A 16,935-nucleotide genomic window follows, 5' to 3' on the forward strand; every position below is an offset into this window, starting at 1 on the left:
TTTTAGCATTATTGGATTAGATTTTTTTTCTTTACAAAAGATGGAAAGATCGATCCGCTTTTATAAAAATGCAAAACACGAATGGTATGCCGATATTCCAGAATGGGCCGGAGCTTCCGGCGACCTGCAAATGGTTGAGGGAGCCGATGATTTGCTAAACTGGATTGCTGCATCGGCAGGCGAATGTAAATTGCTCATGGCGGATCAGCATTTTGAGCAGGCCGAAATTTTAGAACTCGTTTACGTGCGCGATGAAAACCTGGGTGGCGGTGGCGATTATATACTGGAAACCTTTAAAGGCGAAGTTAAAAACCACAGGCTTTGGCTTTGCCATGTTACTGAATTTGTATTTAAACAATTGCCTGAGCGGATTTATTTTAAAGCGTTAGATTAGTAATGGCAAGACGCTTAGTTTAAAAGATGATCTACCTTATTGAGCAGAGAATCCATTTCGAAGGGTTTTTCCATAAAATCGTTGGCTCCGGCATCCATAGCTGATTGTCTGATATCCCTGCTGGCTGAAATCATCAGGATTGGGATTCCGCTGTATTTCGGATCATTTTTTAATTGTTTGCAGATATCCCTTCCGTCGTAACCACTCATCCAGATATCGAGCATAATTAAATCTGGCTTATTTTTTACCGCATCTATTACCGCCCCGCCGTCATAAGTATAATCAACATCATAGCCCATCACTTCCAAAATCATCGTCACAGCGTCAACAATGCCTTCGTCATCGTCTGCAATGAGTATTTTCTTATTTCCCATTTTGTAGTTTTATTTCCATTCAGTCTTCTTTACATTTTGTAAAAGCAAACATGATCATTAACCTTTAACTATTAATACATTAAATATGCTTTTTGTTTTAAAAAAGTAAATATTTATTTGCTAGTTCAGGGCCTTAAAAATGATATAATTTATTGGGAAAACAATTAAAAATCACGGGTAATTTAACTCGGTTTTCCTTTGTTTGGTTATGTGTTCTTAATTTTTTTTAGCCCTACTAAACAGATAATTTGCAGTGCTTATAAATTATTTAGGATTTTTATGCTTTATATTTACAGCATTAATTCAGGTTAATTGAATTTAATCGCCAAAAATGGATAGTATTAATATTAAGAAATTAGCGAAGGCTTTAAATTTATCTACTTCAACAATTTCGAGGGCTTTCAGGGATAATAGCGATATTAACGTGGCTACCAAAGAGCGCATACTAGCCAAGGCAAAAGAATTAAACTATCAGCCCAACCACTACGCCAGCAATCTGCGCGAGCAAAAAAGTAAAACCATTGCAGTTATTGTGCCCGAACTGGCCAATAACTATTTCTCGCAGGCTATACACGGCATAGAACGGGTAGCACGCGAAAACGGTTACCATATCCTCATTTACGTAACCGACGATGATTACAAAAAAGAGGTTACTTTTATCCGCCACCTGCACAATGGCAGGGCCGATGGTATTATCATGTCTGTATCTGGCGAAGCCAACGACCACAATTACCTGAATAAATTTGGGGCAAAACGGCTACCTCTGGTATTTTTCGATAGGATTTACGAAGATATTGATACCCCCGCGTAATTACAAATGATTATGACAGCAGTTTTCTGGCTACCGAACACCTGATAGAACAAGGCTGCAAGCGTATTGCCTATCTGGTGGTAAATAAAAGTTTATCTATTGGTAAAACCCGTATGCAAGGCTATATTGATGCGCTTGCTAAATACCAGGTTCCGTTTGATGAGCACTTGATTGTAGATTGCAGTAACAGTTACGAAGAAAACAGCATCATCATTAAAGATGCATTAACCGGATTAAAACCCGACGGGGTTTTTACTTCTGTAGAACGTTTGGCTTTTGCTACCTACTACGCATGTTACGATTTAAAGATCGATATCCCGACTGATTTAAAGGTGATCAGTTTCTCCAGTTTGGAGATTGCACCCTTACTCAACCCGTCACTTACAACCATAACCCAGCCGGCCACCGAAATAGGGGAAGAGGCGGCCCGGTTGCTGTTCTCTATTTTGGATGATAACGCCAATAAAAACACTGCAAATGAGGTGGTTTTGACCTCTAAAATCATCAAAAGAAATTCGACTTCAACAGGCTAAAAAACGGCCTGAAAATCCGCTCTTTTTTTAGCTCAAAAATTTCAAAAAAAATCGACACTTAGTGTAAAATACGCAGAATTTCGACTTGTTTTCGGGAACGTTCCCGAAAATTGACCCGAAAATGATTCCGATTTTTCGGGAACGTTCCCGAAAAATCGGTTAAAAGTGGCTTAGTGTAAAAAATACACTTTATTTTTAAATTTAACATTTATAATTAATTGATAATTAGATAATTAATGAATTAACAATAATTTAAAGTTGAATTTAGTTATGTCGAAAAATGAATTTTTTAGCCAGAAATTTCGGGCCAAAAAATGGTGCTAAATATATTTTTTAAATAAATTTTGAAATGTCATTATGTGCTGTAAATTAGGCCTATGTGTAAATCACTATAATATTTAACCAAATTTTTATACTTAAACGAGCTTCAAATATGAGAGTATTTTACCTGTTAAAACAGGGGCTTTTGGTGCTGTTAGTTTTTTCAGCATTAATGGTAAAAGCACAAACCGGATCGGTATCTGGTAAAGTGCTTGATGAAACCGGCTTACCATTACCTGGTGCTTCCGTAATTGTTAAAGGAACAACCAGAAGTACATCGACTGATGCGAATGGTGTTTTTAAACTGGCAGGATTATCAAACGGTTCTATAACCGTATCTGCAAGTTTTATCGGTTATCAAACCCTCGATAAAACGGTGAGCGTTTCGGCAAACGCTACTGTTAATTTCCAATTGGTACCCGATGCACAAAAACTCAACGAAGTTGTGGTAATTGGTTACGGTACTGCCGAGAAGAAAAACCTAACGGGATCTATCACTACTGTAAATGCCAAGGATTTTCAAAAAGGTACCATTACAACACCCGAGCAGCTTATCCAGGGTAAAGTAGCAGGGGTTAACATCGTTTCCAACAGCGGTCAGCCAGGTGTGGGAAGTACCATCCGTATCCGTGGTGGTGCATCGCTTAATGCCAGCAACGATCCTTTGGTGGTAATTGATGGGGTACCTTTCAGCGGAAACTCAATTGGCAATGCACCAAGTCCGCTATCATTGGTTAACCCGAACGATATCGAAACCTTTACCGTTTTAAAAGATGCGAATGCAACAGCCATTTATGGCTCGAGGGCATCGAACGGGGTAATTTTAATTACCACTAAAAAAGGTGCTTCAGGCGCTCCGGTAATCAATTTCAGTACGAATAACTCTATTGCAACTGTTGCTAAAAAGGTAGATATTTTATCTTCTGAACAAATCCGCAGTTTTGTAAATGCCAATCCAAATGCTTCGTATGATGATGGTAAGAAATTTACCGCCTTACTTGGTGGCGCTAATACCGACTGGCAGGACGAAATCTATCAGAATGCTTTCTCAACCGATAACAGCTTAAGTATTGCCGGTTCATTTAAAGGCGTGCCTTACCGTGTTTCGGCAGGTTATTTAGATCAACAGGGACTTTTACTTACCGATCATTTTTCGCGTGGTACAGGTGCAATCAGTATTTCACCAAAATTATTTCAGGATCACCTGAAAATTGATTTGAACCTGAAAGGAGCTTTAACAGATTCGCATTTTGCCAATTCTGGCGCTGTAGGTTCTGCTATTCAATTCGATCCAACCCAATCGGTTACCGCCAGCAACAAATTTGGTAATTATTTCGAATGGTTAAGAAGCGATGGTTCGGTAAACCCGAATGCACCACGTAACCCGGTAGCCCTGATTAGGCTTAACGATAACAATGGTAAAGCCGAAAGAAGTTTTGGAAATGCACGTTTCGATTACTCTTTTCACTTTTTACCTGAATTGCACGCTAATTTAAATTTAGGTTACGATGTATCTAAAGGTCACGGGGCTGTGCATGTTCCTATTTTTGCGGCTCAAAGTGTAGCCACACAAGGTTCCTACACGCATTCTTTAAATACTGAAACCAATAAGCTTTCTGAGTTTTACCTAAACTATGCACATACGGCGGCAAGTATTAAAAGCCGTTTCGATGTAACAGCAGGTTACGGTTATTACGATAACTCAAAAACAGGTTACAATTTTACCTCGTACAAAGGAACAGGTGAGGTGCAGGTAGTACCAGTTTTCCCTTTCTCTACTGATCGCGATAAATTGCTTTCATACTACGGAAGGTTCATTTATACTTTGGCCGATAAATATATTTTATCTGGTACTTTAAGGGCCGATGCTTCTTCTAAATTCTCGGAGAAAAACCGTTGGGGTTATTTCCCTTCAGCTGCCTTTACCTGGAGAATTTCGAACGAAAATTTCCTTAAAAACAGCGAATCGGTTTCTGACCTGAAATTGCGTTTAAGCTACGGTCAAACGGGTAATAAAGATGGTATTGGTTATTACGATTACCTATCTAAATATTATGCCAACAGCAACACCGGTCAGTATCAGATTGGTAATACTTTCTATAATTATTACACACCGGCTGCTTACGATCCGGATTTGAAATGGGAAACCACTACAACTTACAACGCAGGTTTGGATTACGGTTTTATGAAAGGCCGTTTATATGGAAGTATTGATGTGTACTACAAAAAAACTTCCGATTTGTTAAGTAAAATCAACATTCCGGTGGGTACCAACTTCAATAACGAATTAACCACCAATGTGGGTAATATGGATGTAAGGGGTGCTGAGGCCAGCTTAAATTTCGCTGCCATTAAAACCGAAAACACCAGCTGGGATCTAGGCGTAAACGTTGCATACAACAAAAGAAAGGTAACCAATCTAACACTTAATCCCGATCCGGCTTCGAAAGTTGGTGCTGGCGATATTACTGGCGGTACTGGTGTAACCTTAAAATACAATGCGGTTAATCAGATTCCAGGATCATTTTATGTGTATAAACAGGTTTATAATGCCGATGGCAAACCATTGGAAGGTGTATATGAAGATTTGAATAAAGATGGCGTAATCAATACCAGCGATCAGTATTTCTATAAATCACCAGATCCGAGTATTACTCTTGGCTTTAATACTTCTTTTTCTTACAAAAAATGGAGCTTTACGACATCACTTAGGGCCAATTTCGGCAACTATGTGTACGATAACGTTTCATCAAACTTTGGAATCAGATCAAATATCTTAAGTCCGTCGGGGGTAATCAACAATGCATCAACCGATTTCTTGTCTACCAATTTCCAGAACAACCAATTCCTGAGCGATTATTATGTTAAAAACGCTTCGTTCCTGAAAATGGATAATGCAGGTATTTCTTATAATGCCGGAAAATTATCTAAAAACGGAACTGCTTCGTTAAGGATTTCGGCAAACTGCCAGAACGTTTTTACGGTAACGAACTACAATGGAATTGATCCTGAGCTAAGTAGCGGTATCGATTACAACCTGTATCCACGTCCGCGTACATATACCTTAGGTTTTAATGTTGGTTTTTAATAAAGAGATAGAGATGAAAAATTCATTTAGAACGATATTGGCATCAGGTATTTTATTGTTGTCATTAAATTCATGCAAAAAAGGAGACCTGAACGTTTTGCCTACCAACGATGTTACTTCGGCAACCGTTTATGCTACTCCGGCAGGTTATAAACAAGGTTTGGTTAAACTGTATGCTACTTATGCATTAACCAGTTCTACCGGATCGGATAATAGTGATATTGGTGGATTAAACTCTGGTTTCGCAGATTTTTTACGCTTATTCTGGACCTCGCAGGAGCTGGTTACCGATGAGGCCATTTGTGCCTGGGGCGATACTGGTATTCCTGAACTGGATTATGGAACGCCAAGTGTAGATAACCAGTTTTTAAGAGGTTTATATTCGAGAAGCATTTTACAGATTACAGTTTGTAACGAATTCCTTCGCGAAAGTACGCCAGAAAAACTGGCCTCGCGCAATATTACAGGTGCCGATGCTACTGCTATTGCAAAGTACCGCGCTGAAGCCCGTTTTTTACGCGCATACCAATACTGGGTATTGTTAGATGCTTTTGGTAACCCACCTTTCGTTACCGAAAACGACGAGATTGGTAAAGTGGCTCCAAAACAAATTCAGAGAGCTGCATTGTTTTCTTATGTAGAATCAGAACTTAAAGCAATTGAAGGCGATTTAGCTGAACCACGTACCAATGAATATGGTCGTGCAGATAAAGGTGCCGACTGGGCTTTATTGGCGAGGTTATACCTAAACGCACAAGTGTATACCGGTACAGCTAAATATACTGAAGCCATTACTTATTCTAGTAAAGTAATTGCAGCTAACTATAGCTTAAAAGCTAATTATATGGATCTTTTCAAAGCTGATAATAACATCAACAACACCGAAAACATCCTGACAATTAATTATGACGGCGTAAATGGTACCAATTATGGTGGTACTACTTTCATCATCAACGCCGGTATTAATGCCGATATGGGTACTGCCTCTTACGGTGTGCCAAATGGTGGCTGGGGAGGAAACAGAACCCGTCAAAACCTGCCTGCGTTATTTCCTGATGCAAATGGAAATGCCGATAAACGGGGTACTTTTTTCGGTGCTAAAAGCACAGTTGATGAAATTGGTGTATTTACCGATGGATTGCGTGTAACCAAGTTTAAAAACATTATAGGTACCAATACTATTCCTGCATCATTAAACGGAACTTTCAGCTCGCTTGATTTTGCTTTGTTCCGTTTGGCAGAGCAATATTTAATTTATGGTGAAGCAGTAGCACGCGGTGGTTCTGGTGGTACAGTTGGTCAGGCATTAACTTATGTAAATGCACTACGCCAACGTGCTTACGGTAATGCAAATGGTAATGTTACTACAGCGGCTTTAACGGTCGATTTTTACCTGGATGAGCGTGGTCGCGAGTTGTATTGGGAAGGTCACCGCCGTACAGATTTGGTACGTTACGGAAAATTTACCGGTTCTACTTACTTATGGCCATTTAAAGGTGGTGTTAAAGCCGGAACATCCATTCCAGCTCACCGCAACATTTACCCGATTCCGGCAGCAGATTTAATTGCCAACCCGAATCTGGTTCAAAACACAGGTTATTAATCTTAATATTTAATAAGATATGAAATCAATATTTTTCAAAACCTTAGCCTTTTGCTTCATCGCCTTATCGCTTTGGTCGTGCAAAAAAGACGAAACCCAAACGGTTTCAGTGGTTGGAACGGCAGGAACGCTTACTGCATCAACTACTACATTAAATTTAGTACAAGCCAGCGGGGCACAGGTAGCGTTAACACTAAGCTATCCTTTGGCTACATCAACAGGCTATGTGGTACCTGTAAACACCACCTTGCAGTTTGCTTTAAAGGGTACCGACTTTGCTGCCCCGAAAGAGATTGTGGTTACCGCTAAAACCTATGCACCAACGGTAACCGAAATCAATAACATGATTTTAGCTTTAGGAGGAAAAATTGGAGTGGCTGCCCAGGTTGAAGTGCGTTTAAAATCGGGCGCAGCAGTAAACGATTTAACCTATTCGAATATCATTACCTTAAGTGCAACGCCTTATTTGGCCTCAGCCTGGATTTATGTTCCTGGTAACTATCAGGGCTGGAACCCGGCAACTGCCGATAGTCTGGTTTCACTAAGCAGTAATGGAACGTACGTGGGTATCATCAAGTTTGATGGTGGTAATTTTAAAATCACTCCCGAAAAGAAATGGGATGTAGCTTATGGCGATGCAGGTGGCGGAGCAATTAGCACTTCGGGTGGAGATATCGCTTCAGGTGTTGCCGGCTTAAAACAAGTAACGGTAAACATGACAGCCAAAACCATTAAAATAGAGGATGCTAAAGTTTGGGCAATTATTGGCGATGCAACTCCCGGCAAATGGGATACCGATACCGACATGAAATTTATCAATGATGGTAAAGGAACCTGGAAAGTAACAACAAACCTCACTGTTGGTTCAATTAAATTCCGACAAGATCACAAATGGGATGTTAACCTTGGTGGCAGTGGTGGCAATCTAACTGCTGGTGGCGCTGATATAGCAGTAGCTACTGCTGGTAATTATACCATTACGCTGGATGTAGCAGGGAATAAATATACCCTCGTTAAAAATTAATCATTAACTAAAATCGCCCTGTGAGGATCATTTGATCTTTGCAGGGTTTTTAAACCTTTTCAAAGTTTAAGCATGATCAGATTTCTTACCTCAGCTATTTTTCCTTCCGTTCTTTCTTTAAAAAATAATGCTCAAACTAAAATCCATGCCTGTACAAATGGTATGCGATTAACAAAAGTATTCCTTACCCTGGTTACGCTGTTAAGCAGTGTTAACCTATTTGCCCAAAAATTAGAACGTATCGAACCGATGTTCTGGTTTAGCGGTATGCAAAACCCGAAATTGCAATTGCTGGTACATGGCAATCAAATTGCCAATGCAACTGTTACCTTAAATTACCCTGGCGTTAAACTGGTTAAAATTAATAAGGTCGAAAACCCAAATTATCTTTTCCTCGATTTAAGCCTCTCATCAACCGTAAAGGCGGGAACGTTTCCAATCAATTTTCTGATAAACGGCAAAAAAATATTCAGTTACAGCTATGAATTAAAAAACCGCGATAAAAGCGCTGGCCGGATTCAGGGTATAACGCAAAAAGATTTCATTTACCTGTTAATGCCCGATCGTTTTGCCAATGGCGATAAAACCAACGATGTGGTTAAGGGTTTAAAGGAAACAGCTTTAAGCCGCGATAGTATGTACTACCGTCACGGTGGCGATATACAAGGGGTAATAAACCACCTCGATTACCTTAAAGATTTAGGCGTAACCACCGTTTGGATGACTCCGGAGGTAGAAAATGATATGGCACAAGCCTCTTATCATGGTTATGCCGTAACCGATCACTATAAAATCGACCCCCGCTATGGCACCAATGCACTCTACAAACAATATGTAGAACTGGCCCATACCAAGGGGGTGAAAGTGATTAAAGATATTGTACACAACCACATTGGTACCCAGCATTGGTTTTATAAAGATTTACCAATGAAAAGCTGGTTAAACCAATGGCCAAAATATACGCAAACCAGTTACCGCGATCAAACGGTAATGGATACACATGCCGCTACTGCCGACCGTAAACAAATGTTGAATGGCTGGTTTGTACCTTCTATGCCCGATTTAAACGAGCAGAACCCTTACGTGCAAAATTATTTAACTCAAAATCACATCTGGTGGATCGAATATGCCGGAATCGACGGCCTGCGTTTGGATACTTATCCTTATAACGACCCTGTTTATATGGCCGATTGGGCAGTTAAAATTAAAGCCGAATTCCCCAGACTGTCAATTTTTGGCGAAACCTTTGTAAACGGAGTGGCCAATCAGGCCTTTTTCACCCAGGGCAATACGGTAAACCGAGGTTTCGATACGCATTTACCAGGTATTACCGATATGGCAGTTAAAGATGCCATTTACGAAGCTTTGAATGGTAAAAATGGCTGGACAGATGGCATAAACCGTTTATACGATGTAGTTGCACACGATTTTTTATATCAGGATCCAACCCGGAACTGTATTGCACTCGATAACCACGACATGAGCCGTTTTTACTCGGTAGTAAACGAAGATTTCGATAAGTATAAAATGGGAATGGCCATATTATTAACCATGCGCGGCATTCCGCAAATGTATTATGGTACCGAAATTCTGATGAAAAACTTCTCCAATCCAGATGGTCTGGTACGTGCCGATTTTCCGGGTGGATGGGAAGGCGATAAGAAAGACAAATTCCTAGCCGATGGTCGTACAGGGAAAGAAAGCGAAGCCTTTAATTTTGTTAAAACCCTGGCCAATTTCCGAAAAAACAGTACTGCCCTGCATAGTGGAAAGCTAATGCAGTTTGTGCCACAGGATGATGTTTATGTTTATTTCCGGTACACAGCCAATGTAAAAGGTACGGTAATGGTAATTGTAAACAATACTGAAAAAGAGAAAAACTTAAACACCGAAAGGTTTGTTGAACGCACAGCCGGAATTACAGCAGCCAGAAATGTGCTTACCAACGAAACTATAGTTTTTAAAGAAATTAAAGTACCGGCCAAAACAACTTTGGTACTGGAGCTAAATTAAAAAAGCTAAAAGTAGAAAGACTAAAGCGGAAAGTAAAACCAGGTATTCTATCTCGATACTCACTACTTGATACTCGCTATATGATACTTGATAAAAATATAACAAAATGCAAGATACAAATCATACCCAACCTTCCACCTTTAACCTTTCGCCCTCAGCCTCCATTAAGGCCTGTCTTTTCGATTTAGATGGTGTACTGGTTGATACAGCTGTTTACCACTATAAAGCCTGGAAACGTTTGGCCAATACCATGGGCTTCGATTTTACCGAAGAGCAGAATGAGCAATTGAAAGGGGTAAGCCGGGTAGAAAGTTTAAACAAGATTTTGGCCTGGGGAGGTGTAGATAAAACCGATACCGAAAAAGAAGAACTGGCTACCTTAAAAAATAGCTGGTATGTAGATATGATTGCCAAAATGACACCTGCAGAGGTTTTGCCGGGCACAGTCGATTTTCTTACAACGATACATCAGGCGGGTTATAAACTGGCACTGGGTTCGGCAAGTAAAAACTCGGCAATCATTTTAGAACGTACCCAACTTGCGCATTTTTTCGATGAAATTGTAGATGGCAATAGGGTTACCAAATCAAAACCCGATCCCGAAGTTTTTTTAAAAGGCGCAGAACTCTTGGGCTTTAAGCCAGAAGAATGTGTGGTTTTTGAAGATGCCGTTGCAGGGGTAGAAGCAGCCAAAAGAGGTGGGATGAAAGCCATTGGAATTGGTGAAAAAAGCGTGCTTACCAAAGCCGACAAGGTAGTAAGCGGATTGGATAAATTAACAGTTAAAGATTTAGAGGAGTTGTAAAGGCGTAGCAAGTATCAGTTAAGTAATAAATATTAGGCTGGATTTTGAGGCGATATTTTAGCTAATCTTGATCCTCATTACTTGATACTCATAATACTAATTACCCGACACTCCCTTTAAATAATATAAAATAAAGTTTGGTCACGTCTTACAGCTGGATACAAACTACTTGATATTAGAAAATGAAAAATTACATTAAAGCAGATGAGTGGAACATTATCGAAGAAGGCTTTGATCCACATTTAAATAAAATTTCGGAAAGTATTTTCAGTTTGGGTAACGGCCGGATGGGGCAGCGAGCCAATTTTGAGGAAACTTACACCGGCGAAACCCTATTGGGTAATTATGTAGCAGGCGTTTATTATCCAGATAAAACACGTGTGGGTTGGTGGAAAAACGGTTATCCTGAATATTTTGCTAAAGTTTTAAATGCAGCAAACTGGGTTGGTATCGAAGTTAAAATAGACGAAGAAGTGCTCGATCTGGCTACTGCAGAAGTAAGTGATTTTAAACGTGTATTAAATATGCACGAAGGATACCTGGAACGTACTTTCACCGCGAAATTAAAAAGTCGTAAAACAGTTAAAGTTAAATCTACCCGCTTTTGCAGCATTGCCGATGATGAAGTAGGTGCCATCCGTTACAGCATTACACCTTTAAATTTCGATGGAACCTTAACATTAACCGCGTTTATTGATGGTGATGTTAAAAACCAGGATAGCAATTACGATGAAAAATTCTGGGATCAGGTAACTGACGAAATTTCGGGTGCTGAAGCTTACATTCAGTTAAGTACCAAGAAAACCCAATTTGAAGTTTGTACCGGAAGCCACATTCAGGTTTACCAAAACGGCCAGCAATTAAATATTGGTGCCACTGATGTACGCAAAGAAAAATTTGTGGGTCAAACATTTTCTGTAGCTGTAAACGCAAATGAAGAAGTAACACTAATTAAAATCGCGGCTAATTTATCTTCCGAAAATTACCCTAAAACAACTCTTTTAAAAGAAACCAAAGCAGTTATTGCCAAAGCCACAGCTAAAGGCTTCGACACCTTATTGCAAGAGCAAGCAACGGCCTGGGCAAGCAAATGGGAAGAAAGTGATATCGTTATTGAGGGCGATGTTTCTGCACAACAGGCTATCCGTTTTAATATTTTTCAGCTGTTTCAAACCTACACTGGTAAAGATGATCGCCTGAATATTGGCCCGAAAGGATTTACCGGCGAGAAATACGGAGGTTCTACCTACTGGGATACTGAAGCTTATTGTGTGCCTTTTTACTTGGCCACTGCTCCGCAGGAAGTAAGCAAAAACCTGCTGGTTTACCGCCACAAACAATTGGGTAAAGCTATTGAAAATGCAGCTAAGCTAGGTTTTAAAGATGGAGCAGCGCTGTATCCGATGGTAACTATGAACGGCGAAGAATGTCACAACGAATGGGAAATTACTTTCGAAGAAATTCACCGCAACGGTGCCATTGCCTTTGCCATTTACAATTATATCCGTTACACCGGCGACGAAAGTTACCTGTCTGATTACGGTTTGGAAGTACTCATCGGCATTGCCCGTTTTTGGAAACAACGTGTTAACTGGAGTAACGAAAAACAGCAATACGTAATGCTTGGCGTAACCGGACCTAACGAATACGAAAACAACGTAAACAACAACTGGTACACCAATTTGCTGGCTACCTGGTGCATGAAATATGCGACTGAAGCTGCTAAAACCGTAAAACAACAACAACCAGAAAAATACAACAGCCTGATTAAAAGCTTAAAATTCGATCAGAAAGAATTTGCAGATTGGGCCGATATCATCGAAAAGATGTATTATCCTGAAGATAAGGAACAGGGCATTTTCTTACAGCAGGATGGTTATCTGGATAAAGAGCAGATCCTGGTTAAAGATTTGCCAGCAAGCGAAAGGCCGATTAATCAGAAATGGAGCTGGGACCGCATATTACGTTCATGCTTTATCAAACAGGCTGATGTTTTGCAAGGTTTATATTTCTTTGAAGAAGATTACGATCTGGATACCTTGAAACGTAATTTCGATTTTTACGAACCGCGTACCGTTCATGAAAGCTCTTTATCACCTTGTGTGCATAGTATTTTAGCAGCAAAATTGAATGATGAGGCCCGTGCTTACGAATTTTATCTGCGTACCGCACGTTTAGATCTCGACGATTATAATAACGATACCGAAGATGGTTTGCATATTACCTCGATGGCAGGTACCTGGATGAGCGTGGTAGAAGGCTTTGCAGGCATGCGCGTGCGTAACGGCAAACTACAATTTAACCCTTTCTTGCCGGGCAAATGGAAATCGTTTTCGTTTACCATTGGTTTCAGGGGAGCTACCTTAAAAATCAATATCACCGAAAATGGTATCAGCATAAAAAATAATACCGCTGTAGGTTTAGAAATCGGAATCAGAAATCAGGTTTATAAATTGGAAGGAAATGCCGAAATTGAAGTAAATAACGCCGAGTTGGTATGATAAAGGTAGAGGGTTTAAAGATTGAAGGTAGAAGGGAAGCCCCGCAATCTTCAATTAACAAGAAAAATTTTCAAATATCACTCTTGTCTCCCTTTGGAAGGGGCAGGGGGAGGATGTTAACCCTTTTCTCTATCTTTATAATACTCGCTACCCAATCCTTTGCACAAAAACAGCACGGAAAAATGAACGATAAACAAATCGTTATCTATCAGTTACTGCCCCGTTTATTCGGGAATAAAAACATAGCCAATATTCCTTACGGTACCATCCAACAAAATGGTTCGGGTAAGTTTAACGATATAACCGATAAAGCTTTAGATGGCATTAAAGAGCTCCACGTAAATTATGTTTGGTACACTGGGGCCATTGCCCACGCCAGTTTAACCGATTATTCTGCTTATGGAATAAAGGTAGATGACGCCGATGTGGTGAAAGGAAGGGCCGGTTCGCCTTATGCCATCCGTGATTATTATGATGTAGATCCCGATTTAGCTGTTGATGTTAAAAACCGGATGAAGGAGTTCGAAGCACTGGTAAAAAGAACACATGCTAAAAACCTGAAAGTGATTATCGATTTCGTGCCCAATCATGTTGCGCGGAGCTACCATTCGTATGCCAAACCCAAAAATGTAGTGGATTTTGGTGCGCAGGATGATGTAACCAAAGGTTTTAGCCCTAAAAATGATTTTTATTACATCCCCCGTCAAAAATTTCAGGTACCTCAATATGAACCTAAACAAACGTCCGTTGCGGTTTTACAAGACGGAACATTTGATGAAAATCCGGCAAAGGCCACAGGGAATAATGTATTTGCGGCGCAACCTAAATACGATGACTGGTTCGAAACCATCAAGTTAAATTATGGTGTAGATTACCAGAATGGAGAGAAAACCTATTTTGATCCTATCCCACCGGTTTGGTTAAAAATGCGTGATATTTTAATTTATTGGACCAATAAAGGAGTTGATGGTTTCCGTTGCGATATGGCAGAAATGGTGCCCATTGCCTTTTGGAACTGGGTAATCCCGCAGGTTAAAAAAACAAAACCGGATTTAATTTTTCTGGGTGAAGCTTATAATCCACAAGTTTATAAACGATATTTAGACGAGGGTAAATTCGATTATTTGTACGATAAAGTTGGTTTGTATGATGGCTTAAAAAGGTTGATCAGGAACGAATCAAACGCTGATGTAAAAGATATAGGTAGGGTTTGGCAGAAAGAAAGTGCCGGGTTTGGCGATCGCATGTTACGCTTTTTAGAAAACCACGACGAAGAGCGTATTGCTTCTGCAGGCTTTGCAGGCAAGGCTGAATTGGCGCTCCCTGCTATGGTTATTTCGGCAACTTTAGGCGCAGGCCCTGTAATGCTTTATTTCGGTCAGGAAGTTGGCGAACCCGGAAAAGGCGAGGAGGGTTTTGGCGGCGACGATAACCGCACTACAATTTTTGATTATTGGGGTGTTCCAAATCAACAGCAATGGATGAACGGAGGTTTTTTCGATGGCGGCAAATTAACTGCTGATCAAAAAAAGCTAAGGGCCTATTATCAACAACTTTTAAAGGTAAGCACAAGTAGCGATGCTGTTTTACATGGCGAAATTTATGAGGTTCCGGTTAGTGGCAATATGAACAATCGCATGTATGCATTTATCCGTTACTCAGGCAAGCAGCGGCTGTTAGTGGTAGCCAATTTTGATCGAAGCCAAACTTTAACGGCCAGCATCGAAATACCCGATCACATTTTAAAAGTAAAATCTTCATCTCCGGTTACGGATTTGCTGAGTGATAAAAAATTAAATATTCCGGCAGGAACGGCTATACCAGTAACATTGGCGCCTATAAGCGCACAGGTAATAGAATTTTAACAATATTAACCACAGCGTACACAAAGAAAAAGCACAGACAAAACAGAGCAGATTTAATACTCAGTGTTTTCTGTGTAAAACTTAGTGCCCTCTGTGGTAAAACAAATTAAGTACCATGAGTTTAAAAACAGTATTCGAGAACCCGAAATTAACACTGGTTCAGATTATCAACATGAGCGTTGGATTTTTCGGTATCCAGTTTGGTTGGGATTTGCAACGGGCCAACATGGGGCGTATTTACGAAAACCTTGGTGCCAATCCCGATCAGGTTCCTCTATTGTTTTTAGCAGCTCCTTTAACCGGACTTCTGGTACAACCGGTAATTGGTTATCTGAGCGATCGTACCTGGCATCCTAAGTGGGGCAGAAGAAGGCCATATTTTTTAATAGGGGCTATTGTTAGTAGTATTGCATTGATTTTTATGCCGCACAGCAGTGTGTTGTGGATGGCTGCCGGTTTATTGTGGATTTTAGATGTTTTTGGCAATATCGCCATGGAACCTTTCCGCGCATTTGTAACCGATAAACTACCCGATAGTCAGGTAAACCGGGGCTTTATTATGCAAAGCATGATGATTGGTTTAGGTGGGAGTGTAGCTTCGGCTTTACCGTGGATCATGAACAATATTTTTCATTTAACCAATACTGCGGAGCAGGGCAGCATTCCCGAAAATGTAAAGTTCTCTTTTTATATCGGTGCATTTTTCTTTTTTGCCGCTGTAATGTGGACGGTACTTACAACCAAAGAATATCCCCCGCAGGATGTTAATTTCAAAGAAAAAGTAAAAGCAAGTAACAGTGGTTTTGGAGGTGGGATCAGAGAGATTTTTCATGCCCTGCGTAATATGCCTAAAAGGATGCAGGTGGTATCGCTTGTGCAATTTTTTACCTGGCCGGGCTTATTTTTAATGTGGTTTTATTATACCACCGCGGTTGCCGTTAATGTTTTTGGGGGTAAAGATGCGGCCGATCCGGTTTATGCACATGGTGCCGATTTTGGTAGTTTAACGTTGGCATACTACAGCGTGGTTACATTTCTCTTTGCCTTGGTACTTCCTAAAATTGCAGATGCTTTAGGTCGAAAAACCACACACGCCCTTTGTTTAATTTGCGGTGCTGTTGGTTTAATTAGCGTGGCCTGGGTGCACGATAAAAATATGTTGTATTTATGTATGACAGGGGTAGGCATTGCCTGGGCAAGTATTCTCTCTATGCCATATGCCATGCTAAGCGGTTCGTTACCGAAAGATAAAATCGGTATTTATATGGGGATTTTCAATTTCTTTATTGTACTGCCCGAAATTATTGCCTCACTAGGTTTTGGCTGGTTAATGCGCAATGTGTTAAATAACGACAGGCTGCTGGCCGTTCAGTTGGGTGGCGGCTTAATGATTCTCGCCGCTGTAATTTGTTATTTATTTATCCGCGAAAAGAAAACCGACCAGGTGCTGGCTTCTAAACTGGAAGTAGAAGAAAATAGAAGTGTTTAACCTTTTTACTTATAAGTTAAACGTCATTGCGAAGAGGAACGACGAAGCAATTTAATGCGGTCGTAGTAAGATTGCTTCGTTCCTCGCAATGACGAGAGTCTATAAAAAAATAAT

12 protein-coding genes are annotated in these 16,935 nt (G+C 40.3%); 11 read left to right on the forward strand and 1 reads right to left on the reverse strand.

Annotated features, from left to right (window positions below):
- The first annotated feature begins 40 nt into the window (after positions 1-40).
- Positions 41-394 (forward strand): DUF6717 family protein, encoded by a 354-nt coding sequence (locus tag G7074_RS12665; RefSeq protein WP_166208686.1) that lies wholly within the window; start codon positions 41-43, stop codon positions 392-394.
- A 14-nt stretch (positions 395-408) separates the two neighbouring features.
- On the opposite strand, the gene G7074_RS12670 is transcribed toward G7074_RS12665, so the two are convergent.
- A complete protein-coding gene (locus G7074_RS12670) occupies positions 409-768 on the reverse strand; it encodes a PleD family two-component system response regulator (protein WP_124561514.1) in 360 nt (119 codons plus the stop codon).
- Between the two features lie 331 nt (positions 769-1,099).
- Here G7074_RS12670 and G7074_RS27605 point away from each other — a divergent pair, with 331 nt between their 5' ends.
- The 10 genes from G7074_RS27605 to G7074_RS12715 all read left to right on the forward strand — a co-directional run bounded on the left by G7074_RS27605 (position 1,100) and on the right by G7074_RS12715 (position 16,821).
- A complete protein-coding gene (locus G7074_RS27605) occupies positions 1,100-1,579 on the forward strand; it encodes a LacI family DNA-binding transcriptional regulator (protein ID WP_255456801.1) in 480 nt (159 codons plus the stop codon).
- A gap of 44 nt (positions 1,580-1,623) precedes the next feature.
- Positions 1,624-2,112, forward strand: coding sequence for a LacI family DNA-binding transcriptional regulator (locus tag G7074_RS27610; RefSeq protein WP_255456809.1), 489 nt, complete (start codon positions 1,624-1,626; stop codon positions 2,110-2,112).
- A 433-nt stretch (positions 2,113-2,545) separates the two neighbouring features.
- Positions 2,546-5,521 (forward strand): TonB-dependent receptor, encoded by a 2,976-nt coding sequence (locus G7074_RS12680; protein ID WP_124561516.1) that lies wholly within the window; start codon positions 2,546-2,548, stop codon positions 5,519-5,521.
- Positions 5,522-5,534: 13 nt separating this feature from the next.
- Positions 5,535-7,124 carry a RagB/SusD family nutrient uptake outer membrane protein gene (locus G7074_RS12685; protein ID WP_124561517.1) on the forward strand — a complete coding sequence of 530 codons (1,590 nt, stop codon included), beginning with the start codon at positions 5,535-5,537 and terminating at the stop codon, positions 7,122-7,124.
- Between the two features lie 19 nt (positions 7,125-7,143).
- Entirely contained in the window at positions 7,144-8,148 is a 1,005-nt protein-coding gene (locus G7074_RS12690) for a SusE domain-containing protein (protein WP_124561518.1), read from the forward strand.
- Positions 8,149-8,220: 72 nt separating this feature from the next.
- Entirely contained in the window at positions 8,221-10,161 is a 1,941-nt protein-coding gene (locus tag G7074_RS12695) for a glycoside hydrolase family 13 protein (RefSeq protein WP_240916530.1), read from the forward strand.
- Between the two features lie 106 nt (positions 10,162-10,267).
- Positions 10,268-10,966 carry a beta-phosphoglucomutase gene (gene pgmB / locus G7074_RS12700; protein ID WP_124561519.1) on the forward strand — a complete coding sequence of 233 codons (699 nt, stop codon included), beginning with the start codon at positions 10,268-10,270 and terminating at the stop codon, positions 10,964-10,966.
- 182 nt (positions 10,967-11,148) lie between these two features.
- The gene (locus tag G7074_RS12705; protein ID WP_166208689.1) at positions 11,149-13,467 is read left to right on the forward strand and encodes a glycoside hydrolase family 65 protein; all 2,319 of its coding nucleotides are present in this window, start codon (positions 11,149-11,151) and stop codon (positions 13,465-13,467) included.
- Entirely contained in the window at positions 13,464-15,332 is a 1,869-nt protein-coding gene (locus tag G7074_RS12710) for an alpha-amylase family glycosyl hydrolase (RefSeq protein ID WP_240916531.1), read from the forward strand. Before G7074_RS12705 ends, G7074_RS12710 begins: the two co-directional genes overlap by 4 nt.
- A 115-nt stretch (positions 15,333-15,447) precedes the next feature.
- Complete coding sequence (locus G7074_RS12715) at positions 15,448-16,821, forward strand: MFS transporter (protein ID WP_166208692.1); 1,374 nt, start codon at positions 15,448-15,450, stop codon at positions 16,819-16,821.
- The last annotated feature ends 114 nt before the right edge of the window (positions 16,822-16,935 follow it).

The sequence above is a fragment of the Pedobacter sp. HDW13 genome (assembly GCF_011303555.1).
Lineage (GTDB): Bacteria > Bacteroidota > Bacteroidia > Sphingobacteriales > Sphingobacteriaceae > Pedobacter.